Origin of the sequence: Alteromonas sp. CI.11.F.A3, assembly GCF_032925565.1 — a bacterium.
Taxonomy (GTDB): Bacteria; Pseudomonadota; Gammaproteobacteria; order Enterobacterales; family Alteromonadaceae; genus Alteromonas.
The window spans coordinates 1,603,290-1,619,221 of sequence record NZ_CP136708.1 but is presented as its reverse complement, the minus strand read 5'-3'; the positions used below and the strand labels follow the sequence as shown (position 1 = coordinate 1,619,221).

Annotated in this window: 15 protein-coding genes; 9 read left to right on the top strand and 6 right to left on the bottom strand. The window is 40.9% G+C overall.

Going from position 1 to position 15,932, the window contains the following annotated elements; translation table 11 throughout:
• The first annotated feature begins 12 nt into the window (after positions 1 to 12).
• From R1T43_RS06885 to R1T43_RS06850, 8 genes are read left to right on the top strand one after another with little or no spacing between them, the layout of a single operon-like run.
• A complete protein-coding gene (locus R1T43_RS06885; RefSeq protein WP_317354303.1) occupies positions 13 to 909 on the top strand; it encodes a ThiF family adenylyltransferase in 897 nt (298 codons plus the stop codon).
• A 2-nt stretch (positions 910 to 911) separates the two neighbouring features.
• Positions 912 to 1,424 carry a serine O-acetyltransferase gene (locus tag R1T43_RS06880; protein ID WP_211070525.1) on the top strand — a complete coding sequence of 171 codons (513 nt, stop codon included), beginning with the start codon at positions 912 to 914 and terminating at the stop codon, positions 1,422 to 1,424.
• A 6-nt stretch (positions 1,425 to 1,430) separates the two neighbouring features.
• Complete coding sequence (locus R1T43_RS06875; RefSeq protein WP_317354301.1) at positions 1,431 to 2,618, top strand: glycosyltransferase family 2 protein; 1,188 nt, start codon at positions 1,431 to 1,433, stop codon at positions 2,616 to 2,618.
• Positions 2,615 to 3,778 carry a hypothetical protein gene (locus tag R1T43_RS06870; protein ID WP_317354299.1) on the top strand — a complete coding sequence of 388 codons (1,164 nt, stop codon included), beginning with the start codon at positions 2,615 to 2,617 and terminating at the stop codon, positions 3,776 to 3,778. Before R1T43_RS06875 ends, R1T43_RS06870 begins: the two co-directional genes overlap by 4 nt.
• A 1-nt stretch (position 3,779) precedes the next feature.
• On the top strand, positions 3,780 to 4,763 hold the full coding sequence (locus R1T43_RS06865) for a polysaccharide deacetylase family protein (protein WP_317354296.1): 984 nt from the start codon (positions 3,780 to 3,782) through the stop codon (positions 4,761 to 4,763).
• 5 nt (positions 4,764 to 4,768) lie between these two features.
• Positions 4,769 to 5,812 carry a glycosyltransferase family 4 protein gene (locus tag R1T43_RS06860; RefSeq protein ID WP_317354293.1) on the top strand — a complete coding sequence of 348 codons (1,044 nt, stop codon included), beginning with the start codon at positions 4,769 to 4,771 and terminating at the stop codon, positions 5,810 to 5,812.
• Positions 5,812 to 6,933 (top strand): glycosyltransferase, encoded by a 1,122-nt coding sequence (locus R1T43_RS06855; RefSeq protein ID WP_317354292.1) that lies wholly within the window; start codon positions 5,812 to 5,814, stop codon positions 6,931 to 6,933. The genes R1T43_RS06860 and R1T43_RS06855 overlap by 1 nt, the downstream gene beginning before the upstream one ends.
• Positions 6,934 to 6,947: 14 nt before the next feature.
• Positions 6,948 to 8,021 carry an acyltransferase gene (locus R1T43_RS06850; protein WP_317354289.1) on the top strand — a complete coding sequence of 358 codons (1,074 nt, stop codon included), beginning with the start codon at positions 6,948 to 6,950 and terminating at the stop codon, positions 8,019 to 8,021.
• Positions 8,022 to 8,047: 26 nt separating this feature from the next.
• Here the strand turns inward: R1T43_RS06850 and R1T43_RS06845 are convergent, their stop codons facing one another.
• Positions 8,048 to 8,920 carry a hypothetical protein gene (locus R1T43_RS06845; protein ID WP_317354286.1) on the bottom strand — a complete coding sequence of 291 codons (873 nt, stop codon included), beginning with the start codon at positions 8,918 to 8,920 and terminating at the stop codon, positions 8,048 to 8,050.
• A 57-nt stretch (positions 8,921 to 8,977) separates the two neighbouring features.
• A complete protein-coding gene (locus R1T43_RS06840; protein ID WP_317354283.1) occupies positions 8,978 to 10,414 on the bottom strand; it encodes a lipopolysaccharide biosynthesis protein in 1,437 nt (478 codons plus the stop codon).
• 266 nt (positions 10,415 to 10,680) lie between these two features.
• Between R1T43_RS06840 and R1T43_RS06835 the strand changes: the two genes are divergently transcribed.
• Positions 10,681 to 11,523 (top strand): sulfotransferase, encoded by an 843-nt coding sequence (locus R1T43_RS06835; RefSeq protein WP_317354281.1) that lies wholly within the window; start codon positions 10,681 to 10,683, stop codon positions 11,521 to 11,523.
• A gap of 5 nt (positions 11,524 to 11,528) precedes the next feature.
• On the opposite strand, the gene R1T43_RS06830 is transcribed toward R1T43_RS06835, so the two are convergent.
• The 4 genes from R1T43_RS06830 to R1T43_RS06815 are packed head-to-tail and all read right to left on the bottom strand — an operon-like array spanning position 11,529 to position 15,925.
• Positions 11,529 to 13,133, bottom strand: a complete 1,605-nt coding sequence (locus tag R1T43_RS06830; RefSeq protein ID WP_317354279.1) for a hypothetical protein — start codon at positions 13,131 to 13,133, stop codon at positions 11,529 to 11,531.
• Positions 13,123 to 14,052 (bottom strand): glycosyltransferase family A protein, encoded by a 930-nt coding sequence (locus tag R1T43_RS06825; RefSeq protein ID WP_317354276.1) that lies wholly within the window; start codon positions 14,050 to 14,052, stop codon positions 13,123 to 13,125. The genes R1T43_RS06830 and R1T43_RS06825 overlap by 11 nt, the downstream gene beginning before the upstream one ends.
• Position 14,053: 1 nt before the next feature.
• On the bottom strand, positions 14,054 to 14,998 hold the full coding sequence (locus tag R1T43_RS06820; RefSeq protein ID WP_317354273.1) for a hypothetical protein: 945 nt from the start codon (positions 14,996 to 14,998) through the stop codon (positions 14,054 to 14,056).
• Positions 14,999 to 15,004: 6 nt separating this feature from the next.
• Positions 15,005 to 15,925 (bottom strand): glycosyltransferase family 2 protein, encoded by a 921-nt coding sequence (locus tag R1T43_RS06815; RefSeq protein WP_317354270.1) that lies wholly within the window; start codon positions 15,923 to 15,925, stop codon positions 15,005 to 15,007.
• Positions 15,926 to 15,932 lie beyond the last annotated feature (7 nt).

Genomic DNA, 15,932 nt, shown 5'->3' with positions numbered 1-15,932 from the left:
GGTGAAAAATCTATGTTCAATTATAACGAAGCATTCTCGAGAAATATCGGCTGGGTAACGGAAGCTGAGCAAAAAAAAATTAAAAATACCAAAGTAGCTATTGGCGGATTGGGTGGCGTTGGAGGCGATCACGCCATTGTATGTGCTAGAATGGGCATTTCAAATTTCCATATTTCTGATTTAGACGAATATGATTACGCCAACTTCAATCGTCAGGCCGGTGCTTTTGTATCTACAATTGGTGAAGAAAAGTCAGTTGTGATGGAAAAAACGTTAAGAGACATCAACCCTGACGCGCAGATAAAGAATTTTGACAGAGGGATTTCGCTCGAAAACCTTGAAGCATTTTTAGATGGCGTGGATGTATACATAGATAGTTTGGATATCTTCGCATTAGAAATTAGAAGACAAGTCTTTCGCCGCTGCTATGAATTAGGTATACCTACTATTACTGCAGCCCCAATGGGGATGGGTACAGCTATGCTATGTTTCAAACCAGGGGGCATGTCCTTCGACGAATACTTTGCAATGGTTGACGCCCCCTACGGTGCTGACGATGCCACTAAGGAACGATACTTCGAAGATAATATTGTTCGCTTTGTGATAGGCGTTTCCCCATCAGTACAGCAAAGACATTACCTCGTTCAAAATTCGTCAGTTAACTTCATGAAAAAGAAAGTGCCCTCAACATGTATGGGTATTTCGTTAGCGGCGGGGGTATTGTGTACCAATGTGCTGAAACTTCTACTAGATAGAGGCGAAGTTGTCTGTGCTCCTAAAGGTCTACACTTTGATGCTTACCGAAATAACTTAATAAAGACATGGAGACCTTGGGGAAACAGAAACCCTTTGCAAAAATATATGTTTAAGAAAGTGAAACAGATTTTAGAAGAAAGTAAAGACACATAACCATGCCATCTACATTGCAACTCATAAAATCTGACTTAAAAAGAAAACAGGAAATTTTTCATCAAGATGGCGCTGAAATTTCATTACTTAGAACGTGCCTTACTGACGGAACTAGTGCTAATATCCTTTTCCGCTTAGCTGGCAGGTGCGCAAAAACAAAAATTTTGGCGCCTATTGCTCTGATAATTCAACACATAAACAGGGTCTACAACGGCTGTGTAATTGGCGTAAGTGCAGAATTTGGCGAAGGTTTCGTCATTATGCATCCTATCGGCGTGGTTATAAACTCCAAAGTTAAGGGTGGAATCAATATCACTGTAGAAAGCGGTGTCGTAATGGGTGATGAAAAAGGAAAATCTCCCACTCTTGGAAGCCATATATTTATTGGTGCTGGCGCTAAAGTTTTTGGCCCTATCACTGTGGGTGATAATGTAAAAGTAGGCGCTAATGCAGTAGTCGTAAAGGACGTAGAGTCGAACAAAACTGCACTTGGTATTCCCGCGAAATCAAAGTAAGCATAAATGAAGTATATTGAAATTTTATTCTGGGTTGTCTCTTTGGCTATTATCTATAGCTATGTTATCTATCCTTTCATATTAATACTGGTCAGCGCGTTGGTTCAATGCGTTAGAGACACCCGTTATACGCTAATGAAAAAAGAACGGCGTTTAGATACATCTGATGACTCTTCAGTCACTATCGTTATATCTGCATTCAACGAAGAATCATGTATTAAAGAACGCATTGAAAACTTACTCGCTTTAGATTATCCGGCAGAAAAGCTCAATATCTTCGTTGCGTCTGACGGAAGTACGGACAACACTAATTCCATATTGACTTCATTTGACGACCCTCGACTAAGTACTTTTTGCTTCGAGGAGAATCGAGGCAAAATTAATGTATTAAATGATTTGATGGAACGTGTTACTTCAGAAATAACTATCTTTTCGGATGCGAATACTGCCTTCGAAAAAGACGCGGTTACCCAACTTGTTATGTCTATCAATCAGAAAGGAGTCGGCGCTGTGTGTGGTGAGCTAGTTCTCATTGATGCACATTCAGGAGATAACAAAGACAACCTTTATTGGAAGTATGAACAAGTACTGAAATTCCATGAATCAAGGTTAGATGCTCTATTGGGAGCGAATGGCGGCATATATGCCATTAAAACTGAATTTTATATACCTCTGCCAAGCAACACGATTATCGATGATTTCTGTATTGTAATGAATGTAGCGCGACAAAATCAATCTGTGGTTTACACGCCAGAAGCAAAAGCAATAGAAGAGATAGCCCCAAGCATGCAAGAAGAAGCCAATCGTCGCGTACGCATTGGCGCAGGCAATTACCAAGCTTTTGCTAGGCTGACATGGTTACTCAACCCTAAATATAAGTGGCGCTGGTTTTCCTATATAAGTCATAAAGTTATTCGTTGGTTTGTACCACACTTCATGATCCTCTCTTTATCTACAAATTTCGCTTTGCTTTGGCATAGCCATTCGATTTACACTTATCTTTTTAGCGCGCAAGTTGCATTCTATTGCCTATGGCTACTTGGAAGCCTTAAGCTTTTAAAAAACATACCTATTGTTAGTGGTTTAGTATCATTAATAACGTTTTTTGTATCCATGAATATATCGCTCTTTCGCGGCTACATTAGATATTTAACAAGCAATTTATCTGCTACTTGGCAAAGGACATCTCGATGATTGCAGTTGTTGCAATAATTTTACTTACACTCTTCATAGCCGCTTTTATTTTCATTGTCAGAAAGAAAAAAATGCAAAGTTGGCTATGGAACTATACCAAGAGCCAATTTTCGACAGCGCCAGAACATTCTGGTACGAAGCATGTCATGTTTTGCTTCGTAGACCATTATGAGCCTCAATGGCTTAACAAAGATAATATTGAATTAGAAAGAAAACGTGTAGATCGCTGGATGTCAGATTATCCATTAATGGCATCGAAGTTTACTGATTCAGATGGTTGCCATCCCAAACATAGTTTTTTCTACCCAGAAGAAGAATATAGAAAAGAACACCTAGACAAAATTTCAGACCTTTGTGCTAAAGGATTCGGCGAAATTGAAATTCATTTACACCATGAGAATGATACGAGTGATAATTTGAGAAAGACCCTGTCGGGATTTGCGCAATGCCTTCATGAAGAACACAATGCATTGAGTATTGATCCTCAAACAGGGAAGCCTACCTATGCTTTTATTCATGGAAACTGGGTATTGGATAATTCACACCCTGAAGGTCATTGGTGTGGTGTGAACGATGAGTTAATTGTATTAAACGAAACGGGTTGTTATGCAGATTTCACATTCCCATCACCAGATACATCTCAGCCTGCCATGCTCAATACTATTTATTACGCTAAAGATGATCCTGAAAAACCAAAATCCTACGAAACTGGCGAGCCAATAGAAAAAGGTGGACGAGCATGGGGCGACCTACTTCTTATCCAAGGTATTTTAGGGCTGAATTGGAAGGTTAAGAAAAAAGGAATTTTCCCACAAATTGAAAATTCTGATGTCAGACATACTTTCCCCCCAACCCCAAACCGCGTCGATTTGTGGGTTGACCAAGGCATTCATGTTAAAGGGAAGCCTGAGTGGGTATTTATCAAAATTCACACTCATGGTGCGCAGGATGGGGATATGGATACGCTTTTAGGGAAACCTGTAGAAGCAATGCATCGCCACCTTAATGACAAGTACAACGATGGCGAAAACTACTTACTTCACTATGTTTCCGCTCGAGAAATGTACAATATAATCAAAGCTGCAGAAGCTGGCGCAGAAGGTAACCCCAACGAATTTAGAAATTTCGTTTTGCCAGCGCCAACGTTTAAGAGGTTGTAACTTGAAGTTTTCCCGTTTAAAAAGGAAGTTAGGTGGCTTACTTGGACTTGATAGCTACTACTGGGAAAATCGGCCTAATGGTCTATATTGTCTCAATTTTCATCGAATTGGTTTAGGTGCAGATACCCCCTTCGACCCCTGTGTGTTTTCGTGTAGTTCTGAGGAACTCGATAAGCACCTTGAATTCATAAAGTGCCACTTCACGGTGATAACGCTCGCCGAACTTGAATCGTTGGTAAAAAGTCATTCCGTCCCCGATAAGCGTTATATGTGTCTCACCTTCGATGACGGTTATATTGACAATTACACCAATGCTCTTCCCATCCTAAAGAAACATAACTTAAAAGCGAGCTTTTTTATTGCCACTGGCCTGATTGGCAGTAATACGGCACCTTGGTGGGATAAAATCGCTTTTTTAATTAAACGCTACCGTCCAGCTAGCTTAAAGCTTTCTGGTTGGAAAGAGGGCATTACCTCCTCCGCCTGCCAAGTCAACGATATCAGAGAAATACTGACTGCGGTTAAAAGCTGCAAGCACTCAGCTGCAAGTCAGATAGCTGAGCTAGAAGCAAAATTTTCGCATGTATCAGGGTACCCCGACGCTGAGTTCATGCATTGGGAACACCTATCTTCGTTGCTCGATGAAGGTATGGAAATCGGCGCTCATTCGCACAATCACGATATTTTAACGAAGCTCACTGATCAAGAACTTTTCTATGAACTAAGTCACTCAAAGGCGCTTTTAGAAGAGAAGTTAGCGTGCAGTGTTACAGCCTTCTCTTACCCAGTAGGCAATAAATCGACCTATAATGAAAAGGTTATAGAAGGGCTAAGAAATACGGGCTACCAGATTGCGTTTAACTTTTTACCTGGTGTAAATGCTTCACCTGCAGCCACGCCCTATGACTTACATCGTTTTCCTGTTGCCCCGAACATGAATCAGCGGGCATTGAAAAAGATGTTTAGCTACACCGGAAGGTTTTAGTCACCATGCGTATATTGCACTGCGTTAGCAGCTTACAGGTGGGCGGAGCAGAAAAGTGCGTAAAGAATCTAGTGATTGCGCAGCAACGTTCAGGGCTAGATGTAGCCATATTGTCTTTTGGGGATAAGAAAGATGCCTTCCAAAAAGACCTCGAGGATTTGGGTATAAGCGTTATCAATTTATCAGGAAATGTAATTTCAAGAACGTTCTTCTTACTTAAAGTCATTAGCAAGTTCACCACGCTTCACGTGCATTCTCCTGCGGTTATTCGCGCTTTCACCTTGATATTTCCTTTCTTATTAATAAAAAATGTTGTGTACACTATTCATGGCGAAGTTGAACCTCCCGTTAGTTTCATTAAGCAATCTCATTGGCTCGCTATGCTTTATTTAAATAAAGCCTTTGGTGTTTCAGGAAAAATTAAATCAGGGATCTCTCAACGGTATGCCTGGGCAACGAGTTCAATAGAAGTAATAGAAAATGGTGTCCCTATCCCAAGTGAGCCAGTAAAAATAGGCGAACGTGATAGCCTACAATTATGTGCTGTGTGTAGATTGGTACCTCTTAAAAATCTTGCACACTTGTTGGAGGCATTCAAATATCATGAATGCTATCAGTACGCCAGCCTGCATATTTACGGCGATGGCCCGGAGATGGAAACACTACAACAGTTAACCACCTCGTTATCCTTAGATAACGTTGTGAGGTTTCATGGCGCTATACTTGACGAAGATGAAATTTACCATGACAAAGATGCCTTATTGATAAATTCAACCACTGAAGGGCTCCCGATGTCATTGCTTGAAGCCATGGCGCGAGGAATCCCTGCGTTTTCGTCAGATGTTGGAGAAATACCTAACGTCATTACTAATGGGAAGAATGGTGTCATTTATTCACTTTCGGATATGTTAACCTGGAGCACACAACTACAGGCCGCTAACACTGATAGAAAACAGTTAAAAGCGATGGGAGCTGGTGCAAGGCGGTTTATGCAAGATCATTACTCTATCGAACGCGTTTCAGCAATATATGAAAAAAGCTACCAGTGATGAAAAAACAAATACTCTTTTTTACGAATTTACACCCCTTACCTTGGCAGCCTACACGCGCAACCTATAACCGAGAAGAAATACGCCATCTTGGTGAATACGCTGACATCACGCTTTTAATTCCCGTGCCGTGGTTTATTTGGGTCAAAGAAGTGCTTATTAACGGTTATCGAAGTGAAGCGAATATGTGTTTGTTTCCCTTCTTTTATATTCCAAAGGTGTTGAGTTTTTTACATCCTCTGTTTTTAGTGTTATCTGTCTTCATTAGTATTAAACCACTATTTCTATTTAGTAAGGCGAATAATGTTATCGCGAGCTGGTCATATGCAGAGGGCGTTTGCGCGGCATTACTGAAGAAAATTTTTCAGTTTAAACTAGTGATAGAGTGTTTAGGAAGTGACGTAAATGCTTTAATGAAGAAGCCAGCCCATAAGGCACAAATGCGTTGGGCTTTTGACGTTGCCAATGCCGTCACCACAAAAAGCCATGCACTTGCGAAGGTTGTGGTAGAGCATGCTCCACGTGTAGCGCCTAAGGTGGTTTATAATGGGGTAGATTTTGACACATTTTCGCTTAGAAGCTTACCCGTCTTCGAAAGACCTGATACACATCTCGTTTTCATTGGCTCCATCATTCCTACCAAAGGTATTTTTGAGCTATTGTTAGGAATAGCCGCATTAGAAGACAGAAGTAGGGTAAAACTATCTATTATCGGCGCGGGCAATAGTAGCTCATCATTAAGTGACAACATTACATCTCTTGGCCTACAATCAACAGTCACTATGAAGGGAGCCATTGAGCATAGCGAACTCGTTCAACATATCCAGAACGCTGATGCATTAATTCTTCCCAGTTATCGCGAGGGTATTCCAAACGTCATAATGGAATCGTTGGCTACAGGAACGCCCGTTATTGCTACAAAAGTGGGGGGTATCCCAGAAGTCGTGGAAGATAGAGTGAATGGTATACTTATTGAGCCTGAATCCTCAACTTCTGTGACGACCGGTATTTTACGAGCAATGCAAACTAAATGGTATCCTCAGAAAATTGCTCATTCGATTGCACATTACTCGTGGCAGCAAACCGCCCAACACATAATTAAATTACTAAGCGACAATTAATAAAAAGAAAAAAGATGAATAAAGGACTGTCAATTTACTTGGAATTAATACGTGTTATCGCCACGTTTCTGGTGCTTGTCTCCCATGCTGCGCATTTCGCGCCACAATGGCTCCAACTTGTGTTTGCAGAACTCAAGCTGGGACGAGATGGCGTTATCTTATTCTTTGTTCTGAGTGGCTATGTGATTACATGGTGCGGTATTGAAAAAGAAACTACTATAAAAGCGTTTGCCTTAAGTCGAGCTAGCCGCATTTACTCTGTCGCGTTGCCAGGTCTATTCTTGGGTATAATAGCAAGCTTAACGTATACATCCATCAATGCTGAACAAGCCCACTACACCCTTTCAAAAGCGTGGTTTTACTATCCCTTATTCCTTACATTTAACTCTCAATCTTGGTTTGGCTTTTTGTTTCCTGCGGGTAACTTCCCCTATTGGTCACTAAGCTTCGAAGTGTGGTATTACATTTTTATTGGCGCTATCCTTTTTACCAAGCGCTACAAAATCTTGTTTGTAATACTGGCCGTAATCCTTATGGGGCCATTTATCGCCTTATTTCTTCCTATTTGGGGCCTAGGCGCTGTACTCTATTTAACGAAAGACAAGTTTCATGTACCAAAACCGCTTTGCATTATTCTTTTTGTCTTATCCTTTCTCGGCTTCGCAGTAACAAAATATTTAGGTTTTGATGATCATTTGGACCAATTTAACGGCTTGGTATTGGGAAGTGCTTCGGCTTTTCTTCCAGCAAGTCAGTTTTTAGGTGACTATTTTTTAGCGCTCATAGCCGTGGTAAACTTCTATTGTGCTTACCATTTAAATTTTACGTTTAATGGTGTCATTAGTAAGGTGATAAAGCTTTTTGCTGGGTTCTCCTTTAGCACCTATATGTATCACACACCTTTTTTCATTTTACTCTCATGTACTCCGCTAGTAGGTTTTGAAAACGGGGCAAGTTACGTTCTATCTATCTCATCTGCACTGTTATTTTGCTACTTACTTTCTTTGGTCACTGAAAGGAAAAAACGTGAAATCTCGGCCTTTCTCTATCATTGTATTGAGATGGTTTTGCGACTAAAACGCCGTTGAATGAATAACCTTTCTCCTTGTTAATCTTACCTAATGCTTTCAATAAACGCGTCCGCATTATTAGTGAGCTCTCGCATCACGCTCTTCACAATTTTGCGGTTGCGCCGAACTAAATATCCTTCGACGCCACGTTCAATCAGTGAATGAAGCCGCCAAAGTAATGGTTTCCCTTTCAGTGGCGCAATCAAATGAATGATGCGGTTGCAACGCATTTCTTGAAAGAATATGGGCCGTCTTGAACCTGCTCCCAAATGAAAAATAAGGTCACCATAGATGCCCGCTATCATATAATGTAGGTCTACGTGATTAGATCTCAGTATTTCACTCCAACTGTGTTCGTTTTCCCACAACACATAAGCGAGTCCGATACCGCTATCAGGGCGTTGATTATATTTAGACAAAAAATGCTTAGCTTTATCCTCAATACCCTCAGGATAAAATTCAAAGGGATACTTGTCGACAAACGTCGATAAAATGGCTGCCCCGCAAGGGTGAGGTAAAAAGCTATCCCCGTTCTCTTTTCGATGTACAGCACAAACTCCTTGTCGCTCTGCAGCCTTAGTCTCCATCGAAGTCATCCAGTCATCTCGAATGGGAAATGAATCAACATCTAACGTGAATGCGACTTCGCAACCATCTCGGAATGCACGATCCATCAATTGCGTGAGCGCCATGCTGTGCTGCTTACTCGGATGGCTATTTTCCGCTTCAACCTCACAAACTTTAATATCTGGAGAAGCATTAAGGATCTGATTTACAGAGCTTGAGCATTTTATGATAGCCGCATATATTTTATAGGTGCCGCTAGGCGAATGCTTTCGAATTTGTTTTAAATGAAGCGACAGCATCCATTCCATGTCATCAGGTACATAATAGACACAAAGAATTGCTCTTTTCACCAATATCTCCCTTTTTATAGCCACAAACCACACACAATCTGAGCTAACTGAAAAGCACTATAGTGCTTTCTTTCTAAATAAATTGATTAACTCTTTTATATCTTCTTTAGAAAATACCCACGTTAGCCCTATATAAATAATTGCTCCAGCAGCTATCTGAAGCAAGAGTGTTGCAGATGGTCCAACAACATCAACTAATGTTAACCCCATCAAAAAACAAGTGGTGAGCATCACAAGCCCATTGATGTGTGGCTTGTTAATTGCGAATAAATAATTTTTAAATGAAATATCGAGCGCGTGGCAGGCTCGATATGTTGCAATCAAGAAACAAAAGAAAAAAGTTAGCAACCACGCTAGTGCGATCCCTACACCACCAAAATGGGCACCAATAAAAAAAGAGGGGATGAGAACGAAACCGTAAATCGCGGTATTACTTAAAGTAACGTTCAATTTATTTCGTGCTTTTAACACAGGCCCAAAAAGCTGTTCAAGGCACTTGATTGGCATTGATAAGCAATAAATAGTAATCACTAACGCAGCCGGCTGCCATTTCTCTCCGAATACAACAGGCACCAACGTACTTGCCGTACCCGCTATTCCCCAAAAAATCGGCACAAATAAAAGCGCGCTAATTCGTTGGCTTTTTAAGAAGTAACGTTCTATCCCTTTAGTATCCGCTTGGATCTTAGTGTAAACAGGGAACGCAACTTGTCGTAACAAGGGTAATACCTTTGCTGCAGGCATCATTGCAAGCACAACTGCAAATTGATAGAAACCTAAATCAGTTGTCGACAAATATAGACCCGCTATCGCGATATCGATATTAAAGATCGAATACCCTATGGTAGCCTGAAGAGCAGCCTTCCACGAGAACTCAAATAACGGTTTAAACCTGTGTGTAAATCTTTGTGGCTTAACCCACATCATATTTTTAGAAAGATAACCACATTGTTTAATTGTTTCAAGTGTCAGTAAGCCAATGACAATCGACCAGTAGCCATATCCTAACCAAGCTAACATAACGGTGACTAACGCACTGAATGACTCGGCCAACGCATCTACCATCGAAAGCTTTTTAAATTTCATTTCTCGATTTAACAGTGTTCCAGGAATAAAACCAATGAGAGAAATCAAAAACGTGAAAGACGTCACTTGAATGACCGCTTCTAATCGAGGATCACCGTACACATCAGCTAACAGAGGGGCACTAATCTGGAGTAAAATAAAGAGAAAGGTGTGCGCTAAAATGGTAAGTAAAAAAAACTCTCCAAGCAGTCTATTATCAACCTGTTTCTCTCTGATTAGCGCTGCGGCTATCCCACTGCGGCTAAATGACCAAAGCAATGCCGTAAAAAAAGAAGAAAGCGCAATGACAGCATAATCTTCTGGAAACAAAAAACGCAAGGTGAATATCGTCGTTAACCAGCGAACTGATTGGCCCAACACTTTTCCAATTGCTACCCACTTCAGTGAGTTAAGCACGACTTCTCTCATTAACATTTCTCAGTTTCTTGCGTGACTATAATTTGTCACTAACATGACAAAAGTAAAAAATTTTCATGAAATTTCACTTTGATCGCGGCGGCTTCCTTGCTCTTTCTCAATGTGTGACGCTTTTTGAAAATAAACGTCTTCATTAATTACGTTGAGCTAGCGGTGCTGTTTAATTATTGAAAATACAACTGTATGATAGGGCGAATATTCTTCCATATTAACACTGTATAGTACATCTATTTATTGACTAATGAGAACCCTAACGGATGCCAAAAAACCAGGTAAAATATACGTTCTTAGTTGGCTCAGCTAAGTCTGGCACTACCAAGCTGGCTGACCTACTCGATCTTCATCCAGACATCACGCTTTCTTCTGATAAAGAGCCAGACACCTTTGCAGATTCAGATTTTTCTGAAACTCTGTTAAATGATTATAATACGTTATTTGACTCAGCAGCTAAGATACGGATTGACGCATCAACTTCTTACTCAGAGCGTACTGACAGTGAACTCATTGCCGAAAGACTCTATCGTGTAGACCCTCTAGCAAAGATCCTTTACTTAGTGAGAGATCCTGCCAAAAGGGCTTGGTCGTCTTACTGGCACTATGTTAGAAACGGCGTTGAACATCGATCGCCAGAGGAAGCCATTACCGATATAAATTCGCCGCATTACGTTGGCTCGTGTTTTTATTCGCAGATTAGAAATTACGAAACTGTCTTTCCCCGTTCTCAAATACGTATTATAGAGTTCGAGGACTTCATTAATTCTCCATCGGCAATTTACAAAGAAATTTTAGCATTTTTGGAACTTGATGACACCCCACTTCAGCAAGGTGAATCTTCGAAAACAACAAACAAATCGTACCAATGGCGCGGGCCGGCAGCAATTCTTAAGTATGTGAAGCCCAAATATATTCAAAAGGCCACAAAGATTATAAAGAAAACTTTGCCCGAAGGTTTTATCAATACCATTAAGCACTCTGCGACAAAACCAGTGCCTAAAATTACCCCCGCACAGTATCAAAAGTTTGCTCCACTTTTCGAGGAAGAAAGAAGAGCACTAAAACGAGAGTACGCTGACTTATTTATATCTTCTACGACAGATTAAAACTACTACAGGCCGATCTTTCCAATATACGTTTGCGGTATCGGCCTGTTCTGGTGGATATTCTTTGGCGTTAGTTCAACGGGCCGTTGTATGAGGTTAGGCGATGTTACTATTACCTCGTCGTAACGATTTTTGCGGTAATGTATTGCCTTTAAAGGCACAACATATTTATTGATGGTGTTATCACGTATTGTAATTTTAGGTTTACCAGAAGCCCACTCATCTAAAGACAATTCATCTTCAAGCAAGGTTACCGGAACCGAATCTCCAACATAACTTACAGTATTGCGGGTCATTGTAAGAGAGTTTAGGCCCTCAAACGTTCGTATTAATGGGTATTTGAAATCTGAGTAAACCACAAAGAGATTGTTGTCATAAATAATATCTCCTCTTGAGGCACTTTTACCATCCCCCCCAACTCTCGCACCGAGTCCTGGTCGTCTATGTATAAGAATGTTCCCATTCACATCATATTGCTGCCCCGCAAAATCATAAATCCCATCGTAACCTATTAGCTCTAATAAATAGCGTGCCTGATTATCACTACTAGGTTCAATCCAGTTATGGGCGATGATGGTGTTCTGAAAGCGTGACTTAACATTATTTCCTTTATTACCATGAAGGAAGCTATTATCCATTTGGAATTGGCTATCAGGGAAACTATGTTGATCACTTGCTACGTAAATAGCATGTCCCCATTTTCCTCCTCGTTCAAGACCGCCGCTTTGTGTAATCTCTGAGTGAGAAATGGTTAAGCTACCCGAATTATAGTCTGTTCCTAAGACCCCGTTGTGGCAGCCTGATATATACACATTTCTCAAAACTGTCCCCGTGGCCTCATTTCTAAAACATACTAAGCTATCTTGCAACTTAACATTTTTAATTGTCCAATAATGAGAACCTCTCAATCCTATGTTCCAGCCGTATTTCTTAACCCCGCCTCTAAAGACAGGCCTATTTTTCGCATCGGTTGCTGAAGAGGTTAAGACGATGGGGTCGTCTTCAGTACCAGATATAAATTTTGCCTCAAATGGCGCAAACTCCTCTTTTTCATTAAGGACAATCGTGTCGCCTGCGACTAACTTGGGCAGTATGTCAGAAACTTGTTTAAAACGTTTATCAGATCCTACTTCCCATACCGTAGGCTGGCGCACATTGTTAATAGTTTGAATTTGCCATGATATTCTAAACACATCCCTTCGCATGGCTTTATCTGTTTCGAAGAACACCAGCCTCACAGTGTCATGAGTTCCATAATGGTTAGGTGCTTTTAAACGTAACCGAATTTCATCGTCATCGTGGATAGTTAGGGCTTGGTTTGTCACAAAAGGAGCGCCATTAACGGATAACGTTATTCGCTTAGATTTTAAGGTCAGCGGGGCGTCTCCCACGCCTTTAAGCCTAATACAAGCTTGAAGTAGGGAGTTGGGCTGCACATTTAACGTTGCGGGGAGTGCCGCTACATGCCTAACCCCCCACCGGTAAATCGATACCTCTTTAATACTGCATTGTGAATCGACGACTGCGCTTAGTGCAGGCTTGGTGAGCGCAAGTGTAAATACAACACTTGCCAATAGAACGATGAAAAGTTTATTACGTTTATTTTCCATGTATTATTTTATATTCTTCGTGCTTAACACCAAAGAACCCTGCGATAGTTCCCGCAGCCGAACTGACTCTAAATAGACCTTCTACCCATGTCATTTTATTGAGCGTTACCGCCCCCTTCAACAAACTTAGCATACCGCGCCCCACTCTTACTAACGACATAGCTACACACCGCAAGACCGCTTTCAGTGTCGGCTCTTCAAAGAGGTGTGATCGTGTGTAGCCGATCCCTGAGCGAAAACCTCTGCGGCAAAACCATTTGATAGTCGCCCTACTCGCGGGGAACTCTTCCTTGACGGGAGAATTAATATAGACACACTTGAACCCTTGATGTTTACACCTAAGCGCAAAGTGATAATCACTCGCTCCTGTCATCGCAAATCTATCATCAAAACACGGTAAGGTAGCTTCAATAACATGTCTACTCAGTAATAGGTTGTTGGTATAGAAAACGTCCGTATGTTGGCCTTCATATAAAGTATTGTTACCATAAATCAAATCTATAGCCCATGCGGGGGTTCCTTCTCCACCTACCGAAACAACATGACTGGTTACAACATCAGCATTGAATCTCTCCACCGCTCCCACCATTTTTCTTATCCAATCTTCGTCTTCAAGCCATTCGTCATCATCGATGAACATTAGATAATCTGCATTGAGTGCAGTGAATTCCGTAACACACCGATTTCGCGCAAAAACAATACCTGGTTGTTTTTCAATATAATAAACCAACGGAATGTCAGGATTGATGTTTGAGCGAACATCAACCACCTCTTTGGTTGTTAGGTCGGAAGCGTTGTCGACAACAATCACAGTGACCTTTAATCCTAATACTCCTTGTTGCAGGAGTAAGCTATCAAGAAGCCTGGCAAGCCACTCAGGTCTTTTGCAGGTAATAACCCCAATTACCACATGCTGCATATCACGCTTTCCCTCGTAAAATATGTTCTATTTTTTTCATTGGCCAGCTCAATTTCCACCAATAGGACTTGTAAGCGCTAAGAAAGAGTTGCCTGTAGTAGACTTCGTCTTGCTTCACTGTTGATAAATGCTCTTTAAGAACCTCAGATAAAGACTGCAAAAAAAGCTGATACTGGTTATTTATTTCAATAACATCATCGTGAGGTACAACCTCTTTAACAAGTGCGTGATATAAAGATGTGGCAAGTGTCACTAGATGAGATGAAGGTACCTCAGCGATATTTTGGTTACGTAATTTTTTATCTACAAAAGACAACGCACTTTCATCAAAGTCAACTTGAAGACCCGCATTAGACGCAATTTCTACTGCAACCTTTGAAGGTTCCTCTAGCAGCCTATCGTACGCCACTATTTGGCATTTTTGGTCAAGCGTATTGAAATATCCAGAAAGCGTATAGTTCATCCAAAGCATGAGTGATTTTTCTAAGGAAAAACCGTCCCGTTTATTTAAAGAACCGAATACTTCGAACGGAGAACGAACCATCAGAATATAACTTGTTTCCAAATTTGGTTTTGCCGCCACTATTTTTTTCCAAAAAGGAAGCAATAACGTGGTTCTAGGATTTTTCATCCCCCAGCATTCCCTATTTTCGTAGTCGCGATGCAGGACGTCGTTCGCCTCATACTCAAAATTAACTAACGATCGCATACCATGAGCATCTATACACTCTGCTAGTGGATCATCCCAAGACCACCGCGTTGCATCTAGCAATTTTTCATTTAAAGACACTAGCGCAGAGTTTTCGAAAAAACCTTTCTCGTTAACCCCTTTTTGAGCAGAGAATAACGATTTCCCCATAAACACGCCCATTTCATCGAGAAGCCCTGATAAAGCAGAAGTACCGCTTCGGTGCATCCCTATTACGAGTATGGCTTTTTGTTTCATTATGAATTACCTGATACGGTTTTTAATGGCCTTGAGTTTCACTAACGCATTATTGGATAGCACTCTCAAAAGTAAAGATGAAGCCAGAAGATGAATATAAAGCGGTTTAAGTTTCCATGCATTGAATAAACATTCTGAAGCCCCTACGCTATCGTTTCGGTAGAACATGTTGTTAGCATAATGCATGAAAGCATTGAAGGTTGCTTTACGGCACAATGCTCGCTCATTGTTAGTTAAATCAGGCAAACTAGATATTTTGCGAATACAAGACAAATCCGCCACTAACATTTTTTGATTATTGAGTGAGTAGTTTTCACCATGAATAAAATAAATTGCTAGGGATTGTTTTACAACCGCGACGTCTGACACTTTAGCAATTTTAAGCCAGACATGTCGGTCATCTACACCATGGAGTTCTCTGCTTTCATCAAAACCATTGACCGCTTCTAAAACGGACTTTCTGGCTAAAACTGTACAGCAGGATATAAAGTTTTTATCTAACAACGCGTCAAAGCAATAACCTTCAGCCGTAGGTTGAGACAACGTTCTCTCACCATGATCATCAACGTCAACCCAACTATAAACGAGGCCTACCGATTCCCGCTCGAACAGGGGTACCTGTTTTTCTAATTTTTCTGGCTTCCATTGATCATCTTGATCACAAAAGCCGATAAGGGCACCTGTGGACACCTTTATCCCAAAATTTCTAGCCGATGCTACACCACCATTCTCTTTCTTGAAATACTTTACATTTGGATGTGTTAAATACTTCGATATCAGTTGTGCAGAGCCATCTGTTGAGCCATCGTCAATTAATAATAATTCGAAGTTGTCTCGGGTTTGGGCCAGTATACTTTCTATGGTGTATTCAAGTGTTTTTTCACCGTTATATACAGCGACAATAATGCTCGCTTTTAAATCTACCAATGTGCTC